At 53.6% G+C, this 22227-nt stretch carries 21 protein-coding genes; 11 read left to right on the plus strand and 10 right to left on the minus strand.

Annotation, left to right across the window (positions count from 1 at the left end; translation table 11 throughout):
* Positions 1 to 65 precede the first annotated feature (65 nt).
* The 7 genes from QWJ10_RS04625 to yaaA all read right to left on the minus strand — a co-directional run bounded on the left by QWJ10_RS04625 (position 66) and on the right by yaaA (position 9373).
* On the minus strand, positions 66 to 875 hold the full coding sequence (locus tag QWJ10_RS04625; protein WP_026003757.1) for a transglutaminase family protein: 810 nt from the start codon (positions 873 to 875) through the stop codon (positions 66 to 68).
* Positions 876 to 1032: 157 nt separating this feature from the next.
* A complete protein-coding gene (locus QWJ10_RS04630; protein WP_289924586.1) occupies positions 1033 to 3651 on the minus strand; it encodes a DEAD/DEAH box helicase in 2619 nt (872 codons plus the stop codon).
* A gap of 146 nt (positions 3652 to 3797) precedes the next feature.
* Positions 3798 to 4784 (minus strand): D-glycerate dehydrogenase, encoded by a 987-nt coding sequence (locus QWJ10_RS04635; protein WP_289924587.1) that lies wholly within the window; start codon positions 4782 to 4784, stop codon positions 3798 to 3800.
* A gap of 32 nt (positions 4785 to 4816) precedes the next feature.
* Entirely contained in the window at positions 4817 to 5692 is an 876-nt protein-coding gene (locus tag QWJ10_RS04640) for a TIGR01459 family HAD-type hydrolase (protein ID WP_289924588.1), read from the minus strand.
* 174 nt (positions 5693 to 5866) lie between these two features.
* Positions 5867 to 7318, minus strand: coding sequence for a mannose-1-phosphate guanylyltransferase/mannose-6-phosphate isomerase (locus QWJ10_RS04645; protein ID WP_289924589.1), 1452 nt, complete (start codon positions 7316 to 7318; stop codon positions 5867 to 5869).
* Between the two features lie 497 nt (positions 7319 to 7815).
* Positions 7816 to 8490 (minus strand): PilZ domain-containing protein, encoded by a 675-nt coding sequence (locus tag QWJ10_RS04650; protein WP_185749654.1) that lies wholly within the window; start codon positions 8488 to 8490, stop codon positions 7816 to 7818.
* A gap of 106 nt (positions 8491 to 8596) precedes the next feature.
* The gene (yaaA, locus tag QWJ10_RS04655; RefSeq protein ID WP_289924590.1) at positions 8597 to 9373 is read right to left on the minus strand and encodes a peroxide stress protein YaaA; all 777 of its coding nucleotides are present in this window, start codon (positions 9371 to 9373) and stop codon (positions 8597 to 8599) included.
* A gap of 378 nt (positions 9374 to 9751) precedes the next feature.
* Between yaaA and QWJ10_RS04660 the strand changes: the two genes are divergently transcribed.
* The 5 genes from QWJ10_RS04660 (at position 9752) to QWJ10_RS04680 (ending at position 12847) form a co-directional block, all read left to right on the plus strand.
* Positions 9752 to 11143 (plus strand): PhoH family protein, encoded by a 1392-nt coding sequence (locus tag QWJ10_RS04660; protein WP_122041906.1) that lies wholly within the window; start codon positions 9752 to 9754, stop codon positions 11141 to 11143.
* Between the two features lie 101 nt (positions 11144 to 11244).
* Positions 11245 to 11721 carry a cyclic pyranopterin monophosphate synthase MoaC gene (gene moaC, locus QWJ10_RS04665; protein ID WP_010795362.1) on the plus strand — a complete coding sequence of 159 codons (477 nt, stop codon included), beginning with the start codon at positions 11245 to 11247 and terminating at the stop codon, positions 11719 to 11721.
* Entirely contained in the window at positions 11718 to 11969 is a 252-nt protein-coding gene (locus tag QWJ10_RS04670; protein WP_019364206.1) for a MoaD/ThiS family protein, read from the plus strand. Before moaC ends, QWJ10_RS04670 begins: the two co-directional genes overlap by 4 nt.
* A gap of 2 nt (positions 11970 to 11971) precedes the next feature.
* Positions 11972 to 12421 carry a molybdopterin synthase catalytic subunit MoaE gene (gene moaE / locus QWJ10_RS04675; RefSeq protein ID WP_019364205.1) on the plus strand — a complete coding sequence of 150 codons (450 nt, stop codon included), beginning with the start codon at positions 11972 to 11974 and terminating at the stop codon, positions 12419 to 12421.
* A 36-nt stretch (positions 12422 to 12457) separates the two neighbouring features.
* Positions 12458 to 12847, plus strand: coding sequence for a hypothetical protein (locus QWJ10_RS04680; RefSeq protein WP_125887747.1), 390 nt, complete (start codon positions 12458 to 12460; stop codon positions 12845 to 12847).
* 44 nt (positions 12848 to 12891) lie between these two features.
* On the opposite strand, the gene rhlB is transcribed toward QWJ10_RS04680, so the two are convergent.
* The 3 genes from rhlB to QWJ10_RS04695 all read right to left on the minus strand — a co-directional run bounded on the left by rhlB (position 12892) and on the right by QWJ10_RS04695 (position 16252).
* Positions 12892 to 14343, minus strand: a complete 1452-nt coding sequence (gene rhlB / locus QWJ10_RS04685) for an ATP-dependent RNA helicase RhlB (protein ID WP_010795358.1) — start codon at positions 14341 to 14343, stop codon at positions 12892 to 12894.
* 105 nt (positions 14344 to 14448) lie between these two features.
* The gene (locus QWJ10_RS04690; RefSeq protein WP_026003734.1) at positions 14449 to 15387 is read right to left on the minus strand and encodes a GGDEF domain-containing protein; all 939 of its coding nucleotides are present in this window, start codon (positions 15385 to 15387) and stop codon (positions 14449 to 14451) included.
* A 205-nt stretch (positions 15388 to 15592) separates the two neighbouring features.
* Complete coding sequence (locus tag QWJ10_RS04695) at positions 15593 to 16252, minus strand: alpha/beta hydrolase (RefSeq protein ID WP_289924591.1); 660 nt, start codon at positions 16250 to 16252, stop codon at positions 15593 to 15595.
* Between the two features lie 402 nt (positions 16253 to 16654).
* On the opposite strand from QWJ10_RS04695, the gene QWJ10_RS04700 reads away from it, so the two are divergent.
* The 6 genes from QWJ10_RS04700 (at position 16655) to QWJ10_RS04725 (ending at position 22205) form a co-directional block, all read left to right on the plus strand.
* Entirely contained in the window at positions 16655 to 17683 is a 1029-nt protein-coding gene (locus QWJ10_RS04700) for an amino acid ABC transporter substrate-binding protein (RefSeq protein WP_074824850.1), read from the plus strand.
* Between the two features lie 71 nt (positions 17684 to 17754).
* On the plus strand, positions 17755 to 18930 hold the full coding sequence (locus QWJ10_RS04705) for an amino acid ABC transporter permease (protein WP_289924592.1): 1176 nt from the start codon (positions 17755 to 17757) through the stop codon (positions 18928 to 18930).
* A gap of 9 nt (positions 18931 to 18939) precedes the next feature.
* Positions 18940 to 20037, plus strand: a complete 1098-nt coding sequence (locus QWJ10_RS04710) for an amino acid ABC transporter permease (protein ID WP_289924593.1) — start codon at positions 18940 to 18942, stop codon at positions 20035 to 20037.
* Positions 20038 to 20050: 13 nt separating this feature from the next.
* Positions 20051 to 20818 (plus strand): amino acid ABC transporter ATP-binding protein, encoded by a 768-nt coding sequence (locus tag QWJ10_RS04715; RefSeq protein WP_010795352.1) that lies wholly within the window; start codon positions 20051 to 20053, stop codon positions 20816 to 20818.
* A 131-nt stretch (positions 20819 to 20949) separates the two neighbouring features.
* Positions 20950 to 21216 carry a GIY-YIG nuclease family protein gene (locus tag QWJ10_RS04720; protein ID WP_289925049.1) on the plus strand — a complete coding sequence of 89 codons (267 nt, stop codon included), beginning with the start codon at positions 20950 to 20952 and terminating at the stop codon, positions 21214 to 21216.
* A 53-nt stretch (positions 21217 to 21269) separates the two neighbouring features.
* Positions 21270 to 22205, plus strand: coding sequence for a glutathione S-transferase family protein (locus QWJ10_RS04725; RefSeq protein WP_289924594.1), 936 nt, complete (start codon positions 21270 to 21272; stop codon positions 22203 to 22205).
* Positions 22206 to 22227 lie beyond the last annotated feature (22 nt).

The following is a 22227-nucleotide window of genomic DNA, read 5'->3' on the forward strand; positions in this document are numbered from 1 at the left end:
AGGACTTGATACCCGCCTGGCTGGAGATAGAAGGTTCTGACTGTTAAGGCATGTTTCCACACCTATTAATGAAGACGGCGGCGACTATCACTTAGCGCGGCCAGGCGACGGCTCAGGTGCAATTGCTCGGCTGGGTCATCGCTTAACAATAGGGCATGCTCAAGGTCATAACGCTGGGCCTGAGGGCAGTCCAGTCGGCTATACAGTTCTGCACGGGCTAGATGATCCGAGACGCTGGGCGGCCCTACTTCCAGTACCCGCTGCGCATCTTTCAGGGCTGCCAATAGTTGGTTATCAAATTCATGCAACTGACGAAGGTTTCGAGACAGTCTCTGGAGTAGTTCGCGAGGCTGAGCAGTGCGTAGGTGCTGCGCTTGCAGCTGGGCATGTGGACCAAACTGATAGGCGAGCAGTCCGCGACAGTCTTTGGAGTAAAGCCGTCTTCCACTGGTAGGATCAAGCAGGTGATCCGCCTCAGGGACACGTAGCAGGAAATGGCCTGGAAAGTTGACGCCAACCAGAGGAATGTCCAGTCTGCGGGCCAGCTCCATCGCAATCAGTGATAAGGAAAGTGGCTGTCCCCTTCGGCGAGCCAGCACCTTATGCAGCAGCGCTGCCTGAGGCTTCAGCGGCCAGTCATCGGCATGAAAACCCAGCTCGATCATCCGGCGTACGAGCTGCTGCGCGCGCTCGGCGGACGAGCCTTGATGATCAATAGCTGCCTCGACAGAAGGGATGAGATCCGTCAGAAGATGCTGAGCCATTTCAGGCTGAAAGGTCAGGTCATGTTCGGCGGCTATCCAGAGTGCTGCCTCAAATACAGCAGGTGGCTCACGGTTGAGCGCATCCAGGCAGGCTTGGCGCGGTAACTCCATCGCAATCTCCCAAACCCCATGCCACAGCAGGGTAAGCGCAGACAAACACCATCCAGATCATAAGAGATATGGACTTTATTATGTTTGACAAGTTTAGACCGCTTCTCGAGTGATGCACCGCTCTGCTCAGGCAAGCAGAACGGCCAAGGAGGAAAGTCTATTTACCCAACGGGGTGAAAAGCGCTTCGATATCCGCTTCCGACATTCGCCAGTCGGCTGTGTTCTCCTCAAGAATCCCTGCGGCAATGCGAGATTTCTCATGCTGCAATTGCTGGATTTTCTCTTCCAGGGTGCCTCTTGCAATGAGCTTGTACACAAAAACCGGCTTATCTTGCCCTATGCGATAGGCACGGTCTGTGGCCTGGCTCTCCGCCGCCGGGTTCCACCAGGCGTCGAAGTGAATCACCGTGTCGGCCGCAGTCAGGTTGAGTCCCGTACCGCCTGCTTTAAGGCTCAACAGGAAAACCGGGGCCTCACCGGACTGAAACTGTTCGACAGGCGTACGGCGATCCTGGGTTTCACCGGTAAGGGTGACATAGTCGATCCTTTTTTCATCCAGTGCCTGCTGGATCAGCGCCAGCATGGAAGTGAACTGCGAAAACAGCAGGACACGACTGCCATTGGCCAATAGGCCTTCGAGCAGTTCCAGCAAGCCGAGTAGCTTTCCAGATGACTTGGCGGATGTTTCGTTGCCGTTGACCAGTCGGATATCGCAGCAGACTTGGCGGAGTTTCAGCAGTGCATCAAGAACAATAACCTGGCTTCTGGCCAAGCCTTTCTTGGAGATTTCGTTACGGACCTTCTCATCAAGTGCAACACGTACCGTTTCATAAAGATCGCGCTGTGGCTGAGTTAGCTCGACCAACTGGACAATTTCCGTCTTGGGTGGCAGCTCGCTGGCTACTCGCTGTTTGGTACGACGCAGAATGAAAGGCTTTACTCGTCCCTTTAATTGGGCCAGGCGTTGGGTATCGCCATTTTTTTCGATCGGCGTTCGGTAGTCGCGCTTGAAGTCTTTTATATCGCCTAACCAGCCTGGCATTAGGAAGTGGAACTGAGACCAAAGCTCACCCAGATGATTTTCCAGCGGGGTGCCCGTCAGGCATAGACGGTGTCGCGTATTGAGTCCCCGCGCCGCTTGCGCCGCTTTGGTTGCCGCATTCTTAATGGATTGTGCTTCATCCAATACCAGAAGATGAAAGGAGAAGCTGGCCAACTGCTCGGCATCGCGCGGTAGCAGGGCGTAGGTAGTCAGGATGATATCGTGCTCAGGTATCCGCTCGAACAGGTTACGCCGTTGAGTACCGTGGAGGGCCAGTACTTTCAGCTCAGGTGTGAACTTGGCTGCTTCGTCCTGCCAGTTGGGTATCAGGCTGGTAGGCATGACGATCATGGCAGGGCTGGTCAACCGGCCAGCCGTTTTCTCGACCAGGATATGAGCCAGGGTTTGCAAGGTCTTACCAAGACCCATGTCATCGGCCAGGATCCCGCCCACATCCAGCTCGCGAAGTGCCTGCAACCAAGCCAGGCCATCGCGCTGATACGGTCTTAACTCGGCACGCAGGCTTTCCGGGACGTGCGGTGGCGAAGCTGAGTAATGGCGTAGTCGATGGGCGAAGTTTCTGAGCTGCTCACCGCCCTGCCATCTCAGTGGGATATTTTCTTCAAGTTCAGCCAGCCGTGCGGCGTCCAGATGAGACAGGCGTATCTGCTTGGTATTAGCAGGTAACGAATGCCCATGCAGTTCCATGAGTGCGGCAAGCAAGGGCTTTAGTCTACCTAGAGACAGGGCGATACGTGCGGGGCGTCCTTGCTTGCGTGCAGCAGGGCTTTCCACGCGGAGCAGCAGGCGCTCATCGTCAGAGCGTCTGGCCAGTGCTCCTGGTTCAAATAATTGGGGGTCCCGCCGGATAAGATCGATCAGGATAGGCAGCAGACTGACGCGCCGCCCTTGTACGACGATGCCGAGCTCCAGATCAAACCATTCATGATCAGGCGCCTCCTCGATTTCGCCGTACCAATTCTCCACTTCGGTCAGCTCAAAGGCGAATTCTGGACGCATATCTATCTGCCAGCCCGCTTCACGCAGCTGCGGAAGTGTGACTTCGATAAAGCGCAGCCAACTGGAGTCATCAGGCATTTCAAACATCTCGCCCGCATCTTCGGGCAAGGCTGCGCTTCGCCGTGTCGCTACTCGGAGGCCTGCGTCCTGTAAGACTTGTCGTAGGCGCTGCTCGGCTTCACTGTGGCGTGTTGGCAGCGTTGCCGCGCTACTACGACCCGGTACAGGCTTGCCGAACACTTTTTTGCCGTCGTAAAGAAACGCCAGGGCAGCCCTGTGGCGGGTGACGGGGCGCATGCGTGCGGTTTGCCGATCATAGTCAACCTGTGTGTGGCTACCCAATACCAACAATGGCTTGGGCGGCTTGACCAGATTGATGGCTGTCTCGGCCGCTTCGCGGCGTGGAGGAGGGCTGCCGGCCCGCTGAAGGCGCTCCAGCTCGAACAGCACGGCAGCAGTATGCTTGCAGTTTCTGCCAGCACCACATGTGCATCGGCCATCAACAAACCAACCTCTTGGACCAGGCTTGAGCGTGATGGATTGGCGGTAATCCAATCCTGAAGGACTGCTGCATATGGCATAGACTAGCCCATCGGCGGCTGACCGGACCGTGGCGTAACCTTCTTGAGCATAGCGCCGGCCACGCTCATAGTTGCGCTCGGTAAAGGAGCCTTTCCAGTCTTGCCAGTGCAGATGGTCGAAACGTAGACGCATATGAAGCCTGTAACACGAAGCACAAACGGGTAATTGTGCCACAGACCGAAAGCGTCCCGTACTGAAGTCGCTCAGGTTGCTCAAATAGATATCACTTAATTACCACAGCATGGCTTATCTAAAGAGTCTGCTGTTAAGCGCTGGTTTCAGATTGGCTTGATTAAACCCTTCCATACTTCAGGATTAACCAAATCCTGTGGCCGATTGCCGCTTAAGGCGGCTGTCAGATTGGAGACGGCGCGCTCTGCCATGGCATACCGTGTTTCGTGAGTCGCTGAACCGATATGCGGTAAGGTGACGACATTCTTCAGCGAGAACAGGGGCGATGACGAAAGCGGTTCCTGCTCAAAAACATCCAGGCCTGCGCCGCGAATTTGCTGGTTGGAAAGCGCCTCGATTAGAGCCGCTTCATCAACCACTGGCCCGCGTGCAATATTGATCAAAATACCGCTGGGCTTCATGAGCCTTAGTTCACGTGCGCTGATCATCTGGCGGGTGGAATCTGTCAGAGGGACTACCAGGCAAACAAAATCGGATTCCTGAAGCAGAGCTTCAAGGTCTTGATACTCTGCCTTGAATTCTTTCTCCAGCTCGGGCTTGCGGCTGCCTGCATGATAAAGAATCCGCATGTCGAAGCCGAAGTGGCCGCGCTTTGCAATGGCTGCACCTATGCGGCCCATACCTACGATTCCCAGCGTCTTTCCATAAACGTCCGTACCGAAATGCTCTTCCGTTATGCCTTTTGTCCATTGCCCTGCCTTGGTGTAGGCATCCAGCTCAGGCAGGCGGCGAGCGGTGCTCATCAGCAGAGCAAATCCAAGGTCTGCTGTGGTCTGGGTCAGTACATCGGGGGTGTTGGTCAGTAGAATGCCCTGCTCGGACAGGTAGGGCACGTCATAGCTGTCATATCCAACCGAAACGCTGGAAATTACTTCCAGGTTTTCTGCATGTTGCAACTCATGGCGGCCTAGTGTCTTGCTGGCACCAATCAGGCCGTGTGCGTGAAGGAGGGCATGCTGGAACTGCTCATCGACATTGCCCTGAGTATCAATGACGGTAACGTTAAAGGCTTCGCTCAACTGTTGAACCAGTGGGGCGGGAAGACGATTATAGATAACGACATTCTTTCTCACGGGCAACGGATCTCCATTAGGGTCTGGTTTCTTTAGACTAGACCAGCAGCGACATATTGAGGGCGTATCGAATAATCCATCAGGAAGCGCTCAAGTTGCTCTTGCTCCGGTTGCTCATTGAACTCCGCACCCAATGCCTCGCGGTGGATTCCAGTTGACGCCAGCCATAAGCAATCAATGTTGGCCGAAACTGCACCCGGTACGTCGGTGACTAATGAGTCACCCACAAACAGCAGCTTGGTGGCGCCCAAGGTTGCCAGTTCTCGTTGAGCACAAAGAAACGCATAGGGATCAGGCTTTCCGTACCAGCGCACACTTCCGCCCAGCGAAGCGAAGTAGTCGGCCAGCTTACCGGCGGCGTAGTAGGGTAGGCCGCCAGAGACTACTGTGCGATCAGGGTTGGCGCAGAGAAACGGTAAATGCGTGAAGTCCTTGAGCGGGGCCTGACGAAGCGCCAGCTCATCCTGAGGGAAGCTCCCTACACCCAGGATGAGGAATGCCTGTTGGATGTCGGTTACGAATCGGCTGCGTATGTGCTCGGGCCAGCCAGTCTGACCTTCGCCAGGTCCGGTCAGATAGATACCGCCCTGTGCCAGCGCTGGTTCCTGGCTAATGGCGTCGATGGCCAGCTGCCCTGAGGTCGTTATACCGGCAAATTGCTCTCGAGCGATACCCAGTTCAACCAGGTGATCCGTCATGGAGGCGGCATCACGGGATGCGTTGCTCAGGAACCAGACAGGTTTGCCTTCGGTTGCACGCCGTGCCAGCCAGTTCTGCGCACCAGGAAAGGCGTCGTAGCCGTCGATCAGTACCCCCCATAGGTCGAGAATAAATCCATCGTACTGATCGCATACAGCATCCAGATCAGAGTGGGAGACAAGGAGAGGAAGGGGCGTGGATGGCGTCATGGAAAATCACGTCCTGATAAGGTTGCAAGAGCTGAAAGGATCCAGGGTACCTGCTTTAGCGATTGAGATCACTTCGGCCTAGAAAGCACAACACCGGCGCTTGGCCGGTGTTGTTGAATCTGGAGACAAGAGGACTCTTGCTTTTATTTTTTCTCTTGGCTCAGCTCAGAGCGATTAACGCGCTACAACGTTAGTGCTCTTGGTCTGTGGTGCGTCGACGCGACCGTAAACGTCTTCGTAGCGAACGATATCGTCTTCGCCCAGGTAGCCACCTGATTGTACTTCGATGATTTCCAGCGGTACCTTGCCAGGATTGGCCAAGCGATGTACAGACGTCATCGGCAAGTAAGTGGACTGGTTTTCGGTCAGCAGGAAGGTCTTGTCATCGCATGTGACCTGCGCTGTGCCAGAGACCACGATCCAGTGCTCGGCACGGTGGTGGTGCATCTGCAAAGACAGCTGAGCGCCTGGTTTGACAGTGATGCGCTTGACCTGGAAGCGCTGACCCATGTCGACGGAATCGTAAGAGCCCCAAGGACGGAACACTTCCAGATGGCTCTTGACCTCTTGGCGGCCTTGCGCTTCGAGCTTATTGACCACCTTCTTGACGTCTTGGACCTTGTTCTTGTGTGCGATCATGACCGCATCTTTAGTCTCTACAACCACGACATCTTCGATACCGATCAAGGAGACCAGCTTGTTGGTGCTGTGAACGAGGCAGTTACGTGCTTCGTGCAGAACCACGTCACCTTTGGTAACGTTGCCATCGCTATCCTTGTCATGCACATCCCAGATGGCTGACCAGGAGCCTACATCGTTCCAACCGGCAGACATTGGCACCACACAAGCGCGAGTAGTCTTTTCCATGACAGCATAGTCAATGGAGTTATCCGGGCAGACGGCAAACGAGTTGCGGTCGATAATGATGTGATCGCCATCGACCTGGCTGCGCTCAAGCGCAAGCAGACAGGTATCGTAAATATCAGGATCGTGCAGTTTCAGCTCTTCCAAGAAGCGGCTGGCGCGGAAGATGAACATGCCGCTGTTCCAGTAGTAATCCCCAGATTCTACGTATTGGGTCGCGCGAATGGCGTCTGGCTTCTCTACGAAGCGCTCGACGCGATTGACCCCTTCAGGCAGGTTGGCTGAGTGGGTTGCCTTGATATAGCCGTAGCCGGTTTCCGGGCGCAGTGCAGGAATGCCGAACAGCACCATTTCGCCTTTTTCAGCGGCTTCGGTGGCCGAATTCAAGGATGCTTTAAACGCATCGATATCTTCGATAACATGGTCTGCTGGCAGAACCAGCATCAGTTCATCTTTGCCATCGGCCAGCAGCTTCATGGCAGCAATCGCTACGGCAGGAGCCGTATTGCGACCAAACGGTTCCATGATCAAGGACTGAGGCTGGCACTTAACAGCCTTGAGCTGCTCCTCAACAATATAACGGTGTTCGATATTGCAAACAATCAAGGGCTGCTGCATGCGTTCTTCGCAGGCCAGTCTTGATATGGTTTCTTGGAACAAGGTCTTTTCGCTAGCCAAAGCCAGGAACTGCTTTGGATACATTTTTCGAGATAGCGGCCAGAGTCGTGAACCGCTTCCCCCGGAAAGAATCACTGGAATCATGGCATTCTCCTTCAGCGCTCGCTGAGTTGTAGGTCGCAGTCCCTTCGGGCGGGACGAAGCGTCCGTGCTTCTAGTTCCTGCTTGAGCAGGGTTATGAAATAAAAAATAAAAGCCAGGCTAATTAGTTAGCTTTTTTAGTTACAAATTAATTACAGCTTATAGGCAGTACATCATCCCCAGGCTAATAAGCATTGAATTGCTCCACCCAAAGGATGATCGGTACCGCTGATTAGAATGATAATTTAGGAAGATGGCTCGAATGATTCCTTTGTGCCATCAAGGTCTTCATTGACATAGTGCTCTTAAAAAAGTTCATTAAAGCCTAAGCACTCCAAAATGCCAGGGCAGGAATCAACTGTAGTAACGCTAGTTCCTCTGAGACTTCTTTTCTGTGAATCGTTCACCGGAAAAAGTGGCTTCTTTTCTTTTTGTGATCTGGGTCAAGCCACGAAGGAGAAAAGCAGCCCTTGTTTAGAGCTGCAAGAGAGGAGGTACGGCTAGGCGTGAGAGGCAGCGAAGATCTTTACAGGGGTACCTGTATAAGCCGCAGGAATTTTTGTTCCAGGCTCAATGGTCGCAATGACTACGTAGGTGGCGCCAGCTGCCTCAAGCGTTAAGGAGGTAATGATCCCTGACCTTGGCTGTTGCTCATCGAACAGATAAAAGTCGACTGACGAGCCTGGCAGAACAAGGCGATACTCATCGAATTCAAACCGCCCTTCGATAAGTGGTACTGTTCCGCTTTCTTTTATAAGCCCGGCGGCTCCTCTGCTTAGCCGTTTCTGGGCAAATGCCGAGTCGATCATATGACTGACGGTAACGTCATCATTAAAGCGATAAGCCTCAATCAGATATTGAAGCGCAGAAAGTTCTCTGGGGGCGAGATTATAAAAGGCACAACCTACCCGACCTGTATCCCGGTCAACTGATTTGATTTCAAATGCTACGTCAATAGCAAGACTGAGGGAGTTGATTGAAAAAAGCAGTTTGCCCTTGAGGTTATCGCCAGTACGGGCGGTAATCGATTTTGAGATAAAGCTAAATCCGCCTATGGAAAGCTCAAGCAATTGATGCTCCATGCCTTCACGGTGGGCGCCTTGATACCGGATCCTGGCTGGTAGCTGAACGCGTAGGTGTTGCCTTTGTGTAGAACTGGTGTCGGGTGCGCTCATTGGATCCATCTCCATTGTAAAATTTTCATCTGCTTTAACAAAAGCAGGCAGGCGAAACTAAGCATGATTAATAGGAAAGGCTTATATGAAGAAATTATCTGTTCATTTAAACAATATTGTCTCGCAGGAAGATCAATTTTTCCTGAGTAGAAGATTGCTCACTAAAAACATACCCTTCAACATCAAATGACTTTAAATCAGCAAGGTCTCGCAACCGATTTTTTATAATGTAACGCGTCATGAGTCCGCGGGCTTTCTTTGCATAGAAACTGATGATCTTGTATTGACCGCCTTTAAGATCCCGAAACTCGATATCGATAACGCGGCCCTTGAGCTGTGCACGTTTGACGGAGCCGAAATATTCGTTCGAGGCCAGGTTGATGAGAATGTCGTCGCCCTGATTTTCCAACGCATCATTTAATCGCTGTGTGATGTGCGTGTCCCAGAAGGCGTAAAGGTCCTTGCCGCGTGGGTTGACCAACTTGGTTCCCATCTCCAGCCGGTAGGGCTGCATAAGGTCCAGAGGACGCAAGATGCCATAAAGGCCGGACAGCATGCGCACATGTGTCTGGGCAAAGTCAAAGTCAGCGTCGTCGAAATCCTCAGCCGCTAAGCCGGTATAGACGTCACCCTTGAAGGCCAGTAGAGCCTGTTTGGCGTTTTCAGGCGTAAAGTCTGGAGACCAGCTGGCAAAGCGTGCAGCGTTAAGGCCGGCGATCTTGTCTGAAACTCCCATGAGTTTTGCAATATCGGCAGGCGAAAGCGTAACGAGCTGATTGATCAACGCTTGAGCGTCGTCGAGGCATTCAGGCTGTGTATAGCGCCGAGTGGCTGGCGGTGTTTCGTAGTCAAGGGTTTTGGCGGGTGAAATCACCATCAGCATGGTATGGAGCTCCTTTCGATTAACGGCTCATTGTAGGCCGTGCACAAAACGTAGCTCCAGTTGGAAAAAGCTATATGGCATATGAAGGTAGGAAGCTCTGTAAACAGCGGGCAAAAACTTTAGTACCAGATCGGCAGCGTTGCCAGCGGTATTAGCCAATAAGAAAAAAATGGTGTCCAGTTAGAAAAAAGGGGTTTTGCCTGCTCAAAGATTAAGGTATTACCAAGAGGTCCGCTGCACGAACGGGGTTGCCCTTGAGTTGCAGGCTTGGTCCTGAAGCCCCGAGGTGTGGTGGCACCTTTCGCTGCGGAGCGCCGTATCGGCCTCCGTCGACTGGCCACAAGAGTCCCGTTGGGATTCTCGATGAGGTGAACGAGTATGGATGATCATGGACGCTCCCGCCCCACCCAGCCCACCCTCTATGTGCTCGACACCAACGTACTGATTCACGATCCTAATGCACTACTGAACTTCGAAGAACATCACGTTGCTATTCCGATGACGGTGTTGGAGGAGCTCGATAAGTTAAAAACCGGGAAACATAGCGTGGCTGCCGAATGCCGTCAGGCGATTCGGCTGATTGATACCGTTCTTGCCGAGGCCTCTCCTCAGGATGTCGAAAAAGGTGTGCCCATACCGCGCGGCAAAGGGGAGACGAAAGGGTATCTCTCCATTCTAATGAACAAGCGGGCGGCCCCTGTTACCTGGCTGCCTGATAATCACAACGATAACCGCATCATCAATCAGCTGGTTGAACTGTGTACTCACCATCCCGGTGAGCGCGTAGTACTGGTAACCAAAGACATCAACATGCGTTTAAAGGCGCGGGGATGCGGGATTGATGCTGAGGATTACCATACCGATCAGCTGGTAGATGATATTGCACTGTTGTCGCGTGGCTATCACACCCTTGAAGGTTCTTTCTGGGATCGCGTCAGCAAGGTCGATTCACGGCAGGATGTAGGGCGCGTCTGGCATCGGGTACAGCTGTCCGATAGTTTGCCGCCAATGCACTTGAATGACTTCATTATCGACGAGCAGGGGTTCGTTGGTTGGGTCAAGGCTGTTCGAGATGATGAACTCATTATTCTCGATATGCATCAGGAGCCTCTGCTGCATCAAGAGGCCTGGGGCCTTCGGCCTCGAGACATCTACCAAGGCCTAGCGTTGTTCGCTCTGTTGGATCCTGACATCCACCTGGTAAACCTGACCGGGGCAGCCGGGTCGGGGAAAACCATTCTTGCCCTGGCCGCAGCCATTGAACAAACCATGGTTACAAAGCGTTATCGTCGCATCATCGCGACGCGTAGCGTTCAGGGACTGGATGAGGATATTGGCTTCCTGCCCGGCACCGAAGCGGAAAAGATGGAGCCATGGCTGGGCGCCATTACCGACAACCTGGAAGCGCTGCATATGGATGATGAAAGTCCTCATAGCAGCGTCGACTACATCCTGAGTAAGGTGCCGCTTCAGTTCAAATCCTTGAACTACATTCGTGGGCGTAGTTTTCAGCAGAGTCTGATCCTCATTGATGAGTGCCAGAACCTTACTCCGCATCAAATGAAAACCATTATTACCCGCGCCGGTGCCGGCTCAAAAGTCATCTGTCTGGGTAACCTGGCGCAGATCGATACGCCGTATCTGTCAGCAACCAGTTCAGGATTGACGTATCTGAGCGAGCGTTTCAAGGGCTTTCCCCACGGGGTGCATATCACGTTGCAAGGCGTGCCTCGCTCGGTGCTGGCCGAGTACGCCGAAGCGCATATGTAATGACCTCCTGGCAGGAAACCGGCAAAGGATATTGCCAGTTTCCTGCTTATCCCCTTCGTCCATAGTAGAATCAAGGGCCTCTGTATAACGGAAGGCCAAACATGCTGACCCATCTTGATTCCCAGGGCCGCGCCAACATGGTGGACGTTACTGACAAGCAGGTAACGTTTCGTGAGGCTGTTGCTGAAGCGCAAGTGCGCATGCTCCCTGAAACGCTGCAAATGATTCAGCAGGGCGGCCACCCGAAAGGTGACGTCTTTGCGGTGGCGCGTATAGCCGGTATTCAGGCGGCCAAGAAAACCCATGAATTGATCCCCTTGTGTCATCCGCTTCTGCTGACAGGCGTGAAAGTTGAGCTCACTGCCTGCGAGCCCGATAGCGTTCATATTCAGGCAACGTGCAAATTGTCAGGCCAGACGGGCGTGGAAATGGAAGCCTTGACTGCTGCCAGCGTGGCGGCCTTGACGATCTATGACATGTGTAAGGCTGTGGATCGGGGTATGAGTATCGAAGCGGTTCGTCTGCTGGAAAAAAAGGGTGGTAAGAGCGGCCATTTCAAAGTGGAGCACGACGCATGATCGAAGTGCATTATTTCGCGCGTTACCGTGAAGCATTGCAATGCGAGCACGAGCGCATCCAATGGCAGGATGAATTTACTCAACTAAACGATCTTCGTGCTCACTTGGTCTCCAGAGGTGGTGTGTGGGCGGATGTGTTAAGCGAGCGAAACCTGATGTGCGCACGTAACGAAGAGCTATGCACGTTGGATGAGCCGTTGGTTGACGGTGATCAAGTGGCTTTCTTCCCGACTGTAACGGGAGGTTAGACATGACCATACGAGTGCAGGCCGAGGCGTTCGATCCTGGCGTCGAAACCAGCGCAATGCATGCGGCCAATGTAGGCGTAGGTGCCGTCGTAACCTTCATAGGCTATGTACGCGACTTCAATGACGGACTGGATGTATCCGGTCTTTATCTGGAGCATTTTCCTGGCATGACTGAAAAGTCGCTGGCGAAGATCGCTCATGAGGCAAACTCTCGTTGGCCGCTACTCAAGGTGGATATCATCCATCGGGTAGGGCGTCTGGAGCCTGGTGAGCCCATCGTTTTCGTAGGTACGGCAAGCGCACATCGTCAGGCGGCGTTCGAAGCCTGTGCATTTATCATGGACTATTTGAAAACAAGGGCGCCTTTCTGGAAGAAGGAAGATACTCCCCAAGGCCCACGCTGGGTTGAAGGCAAGAGCAGCGATGTCAGCGCTGCCCAGCGCTGGAAGTAGGCCCATGCTCTGACAGCGCAAAACCGGAGGGCAGGTATGGTTTGGCTGTGTGCGATGGGAGCCATTCTTGGGCTGGTACTTGTCATAAGCCTCTGTCAGCTGTGGCAATGGCTGAAGCTGACAGACAGCGCATTGACAGACGGGTATATCGTTTCTCTGGAAAAGGCCCCACTCTATCGGCTGACATTCAGCTATCAGGTCCAAGAGCAGCGCTACAGCCTGAACTTCCTGGATACGCTGATGGGGTATTCGCCTTCCAGTCTAAAAGCCTTGGCGGAGCAGGTAGCAGTAGGCTATAGGATCAAGGTTTACTATTGCACCAGCGACCCTTCGTTCTGTTGTGTGGGCTTTAAACCGACACGCAGGAGTATCGTTAAGGTCTGGTTGTTGAACCTGTTGGCACCGCTGGCACCTTTTGGCTTTTGAGGCGCGCAAAGGGGAGCAGAGTGTTCGACTCCGCTCCCGAGTCGTCAGGAATGCTTGCGTGGGACTGGCTTAAGTAGCTCTGCCGGAGGCATATCACATGCGATTTTGCGGCCTAGCAATGTCTCGATTGGCGGTAGGGCAAATGCGTCGTCCTCGCCTGCAAAACTGATTGATATTCCGCTGGTACCTGCACGACCTGTACGTCCTATCCGGTGTACATAGTCATCTGGATCTTCCGGTAGCGTGAAATTGATAACGTGGCTAATGCCGTCGATATGAATGCCACGACCCGCGACATCTGTAGCGACCAGGACACGGATCTTGCCCTCGCGGAAACCTTCCAGCGTTCGGATCCGTTTATGCTGCGGAACATCGCCCGACATCTGCGCTGCACTGATGCCGTCCTTGGTTAGGCGCTCCTCAATGCGACGTACCTCATCCTTGCGGTTGGCAAAAACCATCACGCGTTCCCAGTTGTTCTGGCTGATGAGGTTGTATAGCAAACGATACTTGTCATCTGAAGACACTGCGTATACACGTTGGTCAACGGTCTCGCTGGCTACGTTTTCAGGCTCGATTTCCACAATGGCTGGATCGACTGTCCACTGTTTGGCAAGGTTCATTACGTCCTCGGTAAAGGTGGCCGAGAATAGCAAGGTCTGACGTTCGTTCTTGTGGGGAGTCTGGCGAATGATCTGGCGGACCTGGGGGATAAAGCCCATGTCGAGCATGCGATCCGCCTCGTCCAGAACCAAGACCTCCACCATATCCAGATGAACCTCGCCACGCTGGTTGAAGTCCAGCAAACGCCCTGGTGTTGCGACAAGGATATCGCAGAAGCGCGACTCCAGTTGCTTGAGCTGTTTGTCGAAATCCATTCCGCCTACAAAGGTCATCACATTGAGGCCCGTGTACTTGGTCAGATTTTCTGCATCCTTGGCAATCTGTACGACCAGCTCTCGAGTCGGCGCAATAATAAGTGCACGTGGCTCACCCATGTAGCGCTCTTCAGGCGGCGGGGTGGTAAGCAGCTGGGTAATGGTCGAAATCAAAAACGCGGCTGTCTTGCCTGTCCCGGTTTGAGCTCGACCTATGGCATCTTGGCCTTTCAGTGTAAATCCCAGCACTTGTGCCTGGATGGGCGTGCAATAAGGAAAACCCAGGTCATGGATGGCATGCATCAGGCTGGGTGCAAGGTTGAAGTCGTGGAAGCGGACCTTGCCTTCCTGAGGCTCTACTGCAAAGTCATTAAGCGTCCAGTTGCTGACAGGCGCCTTGCGCTCGCGTCGTGGCTTTGGTGATCTGGTCGCTGCAGGTTTCCCGCTTTCTTTCTTCGGTGGCCTGGGCTGACGCTCGGCTTTCGCCTGAGTCGTGGGTTGTGCCTGTTCAGGCTGTGACGGGGTTTCGTCGCGCTGAAGGGGCGCAACCTTTTCAGGGGTGGGCTGAGGTGCTTGCGCATCTCCTTTGCCAAATAGTTTTTTTAGTGCCTTGAGCACGGTTTATCTCGTAATTTGAATAGGAATTAAGCCAGGAGTGTAAAGCAAGTTACGGGCCTGGCAAATGAGGCTTGATCGAGAGGAGGGAGGGGAGTGTTGCCTGTTTTAGCCAAACAGGCAATTTCTTCCGTTGCGCTTGGCTTCATAAAGCGCTTTATCTGCACGCTCTATGTGAGTCTCGAGCGTATCCTGTTTATGCATTTCAGCCAAGCCGATTGAAATGGTAACGCCTGGTAATTTGCCGGCAGGAGAGTAAAAGTCGGCGATACTGGCAAGGCTTTCCCGCAAACGCTCGCCAATCATCCGAGCTTCAGGCTTATCCAGCTCGGGAAGCAGAATGACAAATTCTTCTCCACCGTAGCGCGACATGCTGTCCTTAGGCCTTAACTGGGAGCGCAGGGTATTGGCTACCATGCAAAGTGCGTAGTCGCCTGCCAGATGCCCATACGTATCGTTATAGCGTTTGAAATGATCTACATCGAGCATCAACAAGCAAAGCGGCTGCTGGTTGAATGCGCAGCGGGTACTTTCGCGCTCATAGAGTTGTTCAAGGCGTCTGCGATTGAACAGGCCGGTAAGCGTGTCGACATTCGCGTTGCGCTCGGTATCCAGAATGATTCGATTGTTCTGGCGGACACGCTCACACAGGATTTCAAGCAGGTTCTGAGTGGTTTTAGGAGAATGCTCCATCAGTTGGAACAGGTCCTTGCGGTGCAGGCCTATGACTTCGCAGACTTCATCGGCGATCACGTACGCCGTTGGCTTGTGATTGTCGAGAAAGCTGACCTCACCTGCACAGTCGCCCTCACTCAGAACGGATACAGGTTGATTATCCAGCGACTCCAGATGAACCCTGAAGCGGCCCTGGACAATCATATAAAGGTGGTGATTATGTTCGCTGGGCGACAGAAGCATCTCGCCTGGATTCAGAACACGCTTGGTCAGCGTGCGGGCCAGTTTTTCAAGGTGCGACAGATCGACATCCCGGAACAAGCGTAGATGGCGTATATGCTGAAGGTTTTCCTGCCACTGAGGAATAGCCATCATCAGCATGGCATTACAAGAGTGAAAACGGCGCCAGAAGGCATGGTCGCTCCAAAACTACAGAAAGCGGACGTATAGAGATCACTTCTTGACTGAGATAAGTAAAGAAAGTTCTTCATCCATTGTTCAGTACTGTGAGCGTTATCTTGTTTTGTATATGAACTGGTACAAAGGCTCAACGACAACAGCCGTTGAGCCGTCACTCTCAAGCCAAACGGTCCTGTAACCACTGAGCGATCAGGGCGATTTCTTCCTGTGTTACTTCATGGCCCATGGGGTAGTCCTGCCATTGAACGGGCACCTGCTCCTTGGCGAGAAAATCATAGGCTTCACGTCCCAACCCCAGCGGTACAACATCATCGAGCGTGCCATGAATGCATAGCACCGGAATGTCTCGCTGAGCCTCACTGGCAAGCGTTTCCTGGAAACCGGGTGCATAGGTCGAAAGAGCCAGTACGCCACCCAGAGGTTTGTGGGCAATGGCGAAAGCAGTATGAAACACGACTGCTCCGCCTTGTGAAAAGCCTGCTAGCACAATGCGTCGGGCATCAATGCCCATGTCCATCTGCTGCGTGATCAACTCATCGACATAGTGGGCCGACTCATCCAGTTGTGAGTGATCAATGGCGCGTGCAGGTGACATGGCCAGGATGTCGTACCAGGACGGCATGGCCCAGCCGCCATTGATACTGACGGGGCGTGAAGGGGCCTGAGGCAGTACAAAACGGGTCGTCGTAAGCACGCGCTGCACTATTTCGGCCACCGGCTGAAAATCGTAACGGTCTGCGCCCAGGCCGTGTAGCCAGATCACGCATGAGTCTGCGGGTTGGGGGGATTCGATGATCAGCGGAGTTATTTCAGGCATGTGTGCTCCATAAAAGTGCGTTCTGATCGGCAGCGGTAACAAATGGTGCGTTAAGAGGATGTCGCATTTATATAAATTCTTTTACAGTCTCAGTGAAGTTTACTAAGCCGCTTCGATTCTGCCATGTCGCTATAAGTGGTCCGCCTTTTGCTGTATCTGCAATGTGTGCTTTTTGATGCACCGACAGGTAACACAACGTTGTCATGTTGTCTGGTGTATTAAAGGCCACTCGGTCAAGCAAATAAAAACAAATATTTCCAGCAGCGAGCCGAGAGCGAAGGGGTTGAACCTCTCAATTCCTCGATGGTTCTTGCGATGTATACGTTGCTCTCATGGCTGCGTACAAGCCCTAAAGGGCAAGCGGGACCGGATGCTGACTTTTATAACAACTGGAGGTTATCGATGAAAATGGTGAAATCCACCCTGGCGATTCTGACCACTGCGGCTGTATTGGGTGTCAGTGGCTTCGCCCATGCAGGTGCGACCTTGGATGCCGTGAAGAAGAAGGGCTTCGTGCAGTGCGGTATCAGTGATGGTCTGCCTGGCTTCTCCTATGCAGAGGCGGGTGGCAAGTATGCAGGTCTTGATGTTGATGTATGCCGGGCAGTGGCTGCTGCCGTATTCGGTGACGCCGAGAAAGTCCGCTATTCACCATTGACTGCCAAGGAGCGCTTCACGGCGTTGCAGTCTGGCGAAATCGATATTCTCTCCCGTAATACTACCTGGACCAGTTCACGGGACGCTGGCATGGGTATGAATTTCACGGGCGTAACGTACTACGACGGCGTTGGTTTTTTGGTCAATAAGAAGCTAGGTGTTTCCAGCGCTAAAGAACTCGATGGTGCAACGATCTGCATTCAGGCAGGTACCACGACCGAACTGAACGTGTCTGACTACTTCCGTGCCAATGGTATGAAGTACACCCCGATCACTTATGATCGTTCTGACGAAAGCGCCAAGTCCCTTGAAGCCGGACGTTGTGACGTACTGACGTCGGATCAGTCTCAACTCTATGCCCAGCGCATCAAGCTAGCCAACCCGGACGATTACGTGGTTCTGCCGGAAGTGATCTCCAAGGAGCCTCTCGGTCCTGCTGTACGCCGAGGTGATGATGAATGGTTTGCCATTGCAAAATGGTCGCTATTCGCCATGATCGGCGCTGAGGAACTAGGTATTACCTCTGCCAACGTGGAAGACATGGCCAAGAACGCCAAGAATCCTGATGTGGCTCGTATGCTGGGTGCCGAAGGCAACTTTGGTAACGACCTGAAGCTGCCCAAAGATTGGGCGGTTCAGATCGTCAAGCAGGTTGGTAACTATGGCGAGGTCTTCGAGCGTAACGTCGGCATGGGTAGCGCGCTCAAGATCAAGCGCGGCCTGAATGCTCAATGGAACAAAGGCGGCATCCTGTACGCACCTCCCGTGCGCTGATTTGCCTATCGCCGCGGCCTGGTTAATAGCCAGGTCGCGGCGTTTTGTTTCATCGCATCTCGGAAAACATCATGTCTAAATCAATAGGCACGTCTGGGTCGTTGATCAACGATCCGCGCGCTCGCGCCTGGGCGTTTCAGATACTGGCTATTGTGGCGGTCGCTGCACTTGGCTGGTACTTGTTCAACAACACACAAACCAACTTGGAACATCGGGGGATCACCTCCGGTTTTGCTTTTCTTGAGCATAGCGCAGGCTTTGGCGTTAGCCAGAGTCTGATCGACTACAAGGAATCGGATTCCTATGGACGACTCTTTCTGGTCGGCCTGGCGAATACGCTTCTGGTATCCATCCTGGGTATCATCCTGGCCACTGTACTGGGCTTTATCATCGGTATTGCTCGTCTTTCGCCGAACTGGCTGGTACGTAAACTCGCCGCGATCTATATCGAGACCTTTCGCAATATTCCGCCACTGCTCCAGATATTCTTCTGGTATTTCGCTGTGTTGCGTCTGGTGCCTGGACCCCGACAGAGTCTCAGCTTCTTCGACACGTTGTTTCTGAACAACCGAGGACTGTACGTTCCAGCACCCGTGTCGGCAGAAGGTGTCGTACCGTTCCTGGTGGCGATTGCGCTAGCTGTTGTGGCCAGTATTGCCCTGGCGCGCTGGGTAAAGGTTCGGCGTGACAGGACCGGAAGAGGCTTTCCTCTGCTGATCTCAATTATCGCTTTGCTGATCGTTCTGCTAGGTTTGGCAGCCCTGGTATTTGGTGCACCGTTCCATTGGACTGTTCCGCAGCTCAAAGGCTTCAACTTTCAGGGCGGCTGGGTAGTGATTCCTGAGCTGTTCGCCTTGCTGGTGGCACTCTCCGTTTATACCGCAGCATTCATTGCTGAAACGGTACGTTCGGGTATCCAGTCGGTGAGCCATGGTCAGACCGAGGCAGCCAATTCCCTGGGGTTGAAGCCTAGCCGGACGCTACGCCTGGTCATCATTCCCCAGTCCATGCGGGTCATCATCCCCCCACTGACCAGTCAGTACCTTAACCTGACCAAGAACTCATCACTGGCTGCAGGTATTGGCTATCCGGACATGGTGTCGCTGTTTGCCGGTACGGTACTGAACCAGACCGGGCAGGCGATCGAGACCATTGCCATCACGATGTCAGTCTATCTGGTTATCAGCCTGAGCATTTCGCTGTTGATGAACGTGTACAACAAGCGAATGGCTTTGCGTGAGCGATAAGAGGCGATCATGACTACACATACGTTCAAACCTGATCTGCCGCCGCCGAATCGCTCGATCGGTGCGTGGGCCTGGATGCGGGCCAATCTGTTTTCCAGCGTTTACAACACGCTGCTTACGTTACTTGCTCTGTATCTGGTCTGGCTATTGGTTCCGCCCATGATCAAATGGGCTTTCCTGGATGCAACGTTCAGCGGGACCGAACGTTCCGACTGTACGCCGGGAGGCGCATGCTGGGTATTCATCAAGATGCGCTTTGGTCAGTTCATGTACGGGTTTTACCCGCCGGAGCTGCGCTGGCGTGTGGATGTGGCGCTGGTGCTCGCGGTTCTGGGTGCTGCACCGCTGTTCATCAAAGCGATGCCCCGAAAGGTAGTTTATGGCATCGTTTTCCTGATCGTTTATCCCGTTGCTGCCTGGGTATTGCTGCATGGCGGAGTGCTGGGTCTCGACGCGGTGCCCACCAGCCGTTGGGGTGGCCTGACGCTGACACTGGTCATTGCCTCTGTAGGTATTGCCGGTGCGCTGCCGCTGGGTATATTCCTGGCATTGGGACGTCGTTCGGAGATGCCGGCCGTACGCGTGTTGTGCGTGACCTTTATCGAGTTCTGGCGGGGTATTCCGTTGATCACGGTGTTGTTCATGTCATCCGTCATGCTGCCGTTGTTCCTGCCTGAAGGTATGAGCTTCGACAAACTCTTGCGGGCACTGATTGGCGTCATCCTGTTCCAGTCAGCTTACATTGCCGAAGTCGTGCGTGGTGGTTTGCAGGCGATCCCGAAAGGGCAGTACGAAGCGGCGTCAGCCATGGGGCTGGGCTACTGGCGCGCCATGGGGCTGGTCATACTGCCTCAGGCATTGAAGCTGGTGATCCCGGGAATCGTGAACACGTTTATCGCGCTGTTCAAGGATACCAGTCTGGTGATCATCATTGGTCTGTTCGATCTCTTGAACAGCCTGCACCAGGCTACCGTTGATCCAGCCTGGCTGGGTATGTCGACCGAGGGCTATGTCTTTGGCGCATTGATTTATTGGGCTTTCTGTTTCGGTATGTCGCAGTACAGTCAGCGTCTGGAACGCCGTCTCGACACCGGCCATCGCCGCTAAGGAGCGAATCAGCATGAGTGAAAATGCCAAGACTCTGGGCATCGGTGACAAGATCATGATCCAGATGCAAGACGTGAACAAATGGTACGGTCAGTTCCACGTGCTTAAGGACATCAACCTGACAGTCCGACAGGGCGAGCGTATCGTTCTCTGCGGCCCGTCAGGGTCAGGCAAGTCGACCACGATCCGCTGCATCAATCGCCTGGAAGAGCATCAGAAGGGCAATATTGTCGTTGATGATGTAGAGCTCAATGGGGACCTGAAAAACATCGAGGCCATTCGCCGTGAAGTCGGGATGGTCTTCCAGCATTTCAATCTGTTCCCTCATCTGACGGTACTGGAAAACTGTACGCTGGCCCCTATCTGGGTACGTAAGCTACCCAAGAAGGAAGCCGAAGAAGTCGCGATGCATTATCTGAAGCGCGTACGCATTCCAGATCAGGCTCACAAGTATCCGGGACAGCTCTCCGGTGGTCAGCAACAGCGTGTGGCCATTGCCCGTGCGTTGTGTATGAAGCCCAAGATCATGCTGTTTGACGAGCCTACCTCAGCGCTTGACCCGGAAATGGTAAAGGAGGTGCTCGATACCATGATCGGCCTTGCTCAGGATGGCATGACCATGCTGTGCGTGACTCACGAAATGGGTTTTGCCCGAACGGTAGCAAACCGTGTGATTTTCATGGACAAGGGTGAAATCGTGGAGCAGGCCCCGCCAGATCAGTTCTTCGATAATCCTCAAAACGAGCGTACCAAGCTCTTCCTGGGTCAGATCCTTCACTGATCCATCAAGAAAGGCGCCTCAGGGCGCCTTTCTTATAGGCTGTTCTTTTACCGGGCCAGGCGGGAGAATACAGCTACGCTCTCTGGTTGAATGGCTTGCTGTACGTGGACGCTTTACCCTTATCCTTGACCATGACTCATCCGCTGCGGCCGTGGTTCGTCTATCTGGTCAGAGCTGAAAATGGCTCACTCTACTGCGGCATCAGCGATAACCCTCAGCACCGTTTCAAGGCTCACCAACAAGGTAAGGGGGCTCGCTTTTTTCATTCAAGTCCTGCCAAGGCACTGGTCTATACGGAGCCGTGTGTAGACAAATCTGCAGCGCTTCGCCGTGAACGCGCCATTAAAAAACTCAAAAAGAACATCAAGGAAGCCATGATAGTGGCTCAGGGAGGATAGTCTTCAAGGGGGAGGGCGGTTACTCTGCGCTTCTCCAATAAGAGGGCGTGCGCATGACCGATCTCATCCTGCATCACTACTGGACCTCTCCTTTTGCCGAGAAAGTGCATCTGCTGATGGGATTCAAGCAGCTGTCCTGGCGCTCCGTCATTATTCCCCGTGTCATGCCAAAGCCGGATCTCACCACATTGACCGGCGGCTATCGCAAGACTCCTGTGCTTCAGGTCGGGGCGGATATCTATTGTGATACGACGCTGATCGCGCAGCGCCTGGAACAGGCCAAGGTCACTCCCACACTCTTTCCGGAAGGGCAGGAGTTTGCTTGCCGCGCCTTTGCCGCCTGGGCAGATAGCGTAGTGTTCCAGCATGCCGTGGCATTGATTTTTCAGCCCGACGTCATCGCCGAGCGCATGGCCAATGTTCCGCCTGAGCAGGCTCAAGCGTTCATGGCGGACCGTAAGGCGCTTTTTGAAAAGGGAAATGCTCCTCGGGTTACAGCAAGGCAGGCGGCGCAACATTGGCCTACCCTAATGGCACGACTTGAGGAACAATTGGCGCGCAGCAGTGGCGAATACCTCTTTAATGCTCCCTCTATCGCAGATTTCTCGCTGGCGCATTGCCTCTGGTTTTTGCAGTCAGCTCGCCAGACTGCGCCTCTGGTAGATACATATTCTGAAGTATCCGCCTGGCTAGGCCGCGTGCAGGGGTTCGGTCATGGCACTTATTCCGACCTGAGCGCAGAGGAGGCCATACGCATTGCGTATGATTCCGATCCTGCCCCTATTCCAGAAGGGGAATTGTTCTTGCCGGCGGGCCTTGCTCAAGGCGATCGTGTAGCGATTTCAGCTCAGGATTATGGTCTGGAGACTGTAGAGGGTGAGTTGCTGTACGCAGGGGTGGAAGAAGTCATTTTAAGGCGCAGGGACGAGCGTGCCGGCACTGTGCACGTTCACGTTCCCAGAATAGGATTCAATATCGAAACGCGATGAGGCTGACAGGCAGAGCGATCAA

Source organism: Pseudomonas sp. WAC2 (genome assembly GCF_030403525.1).
In the GTDB taxonomy this organism is placed as follows: domain Bacteria; phylum Pseudomonadota; class Gammaproteobacteria; order Pseudomonadales; family Pseudomonadaceae; genus Chryseomonas; species Chryseomonas luteola.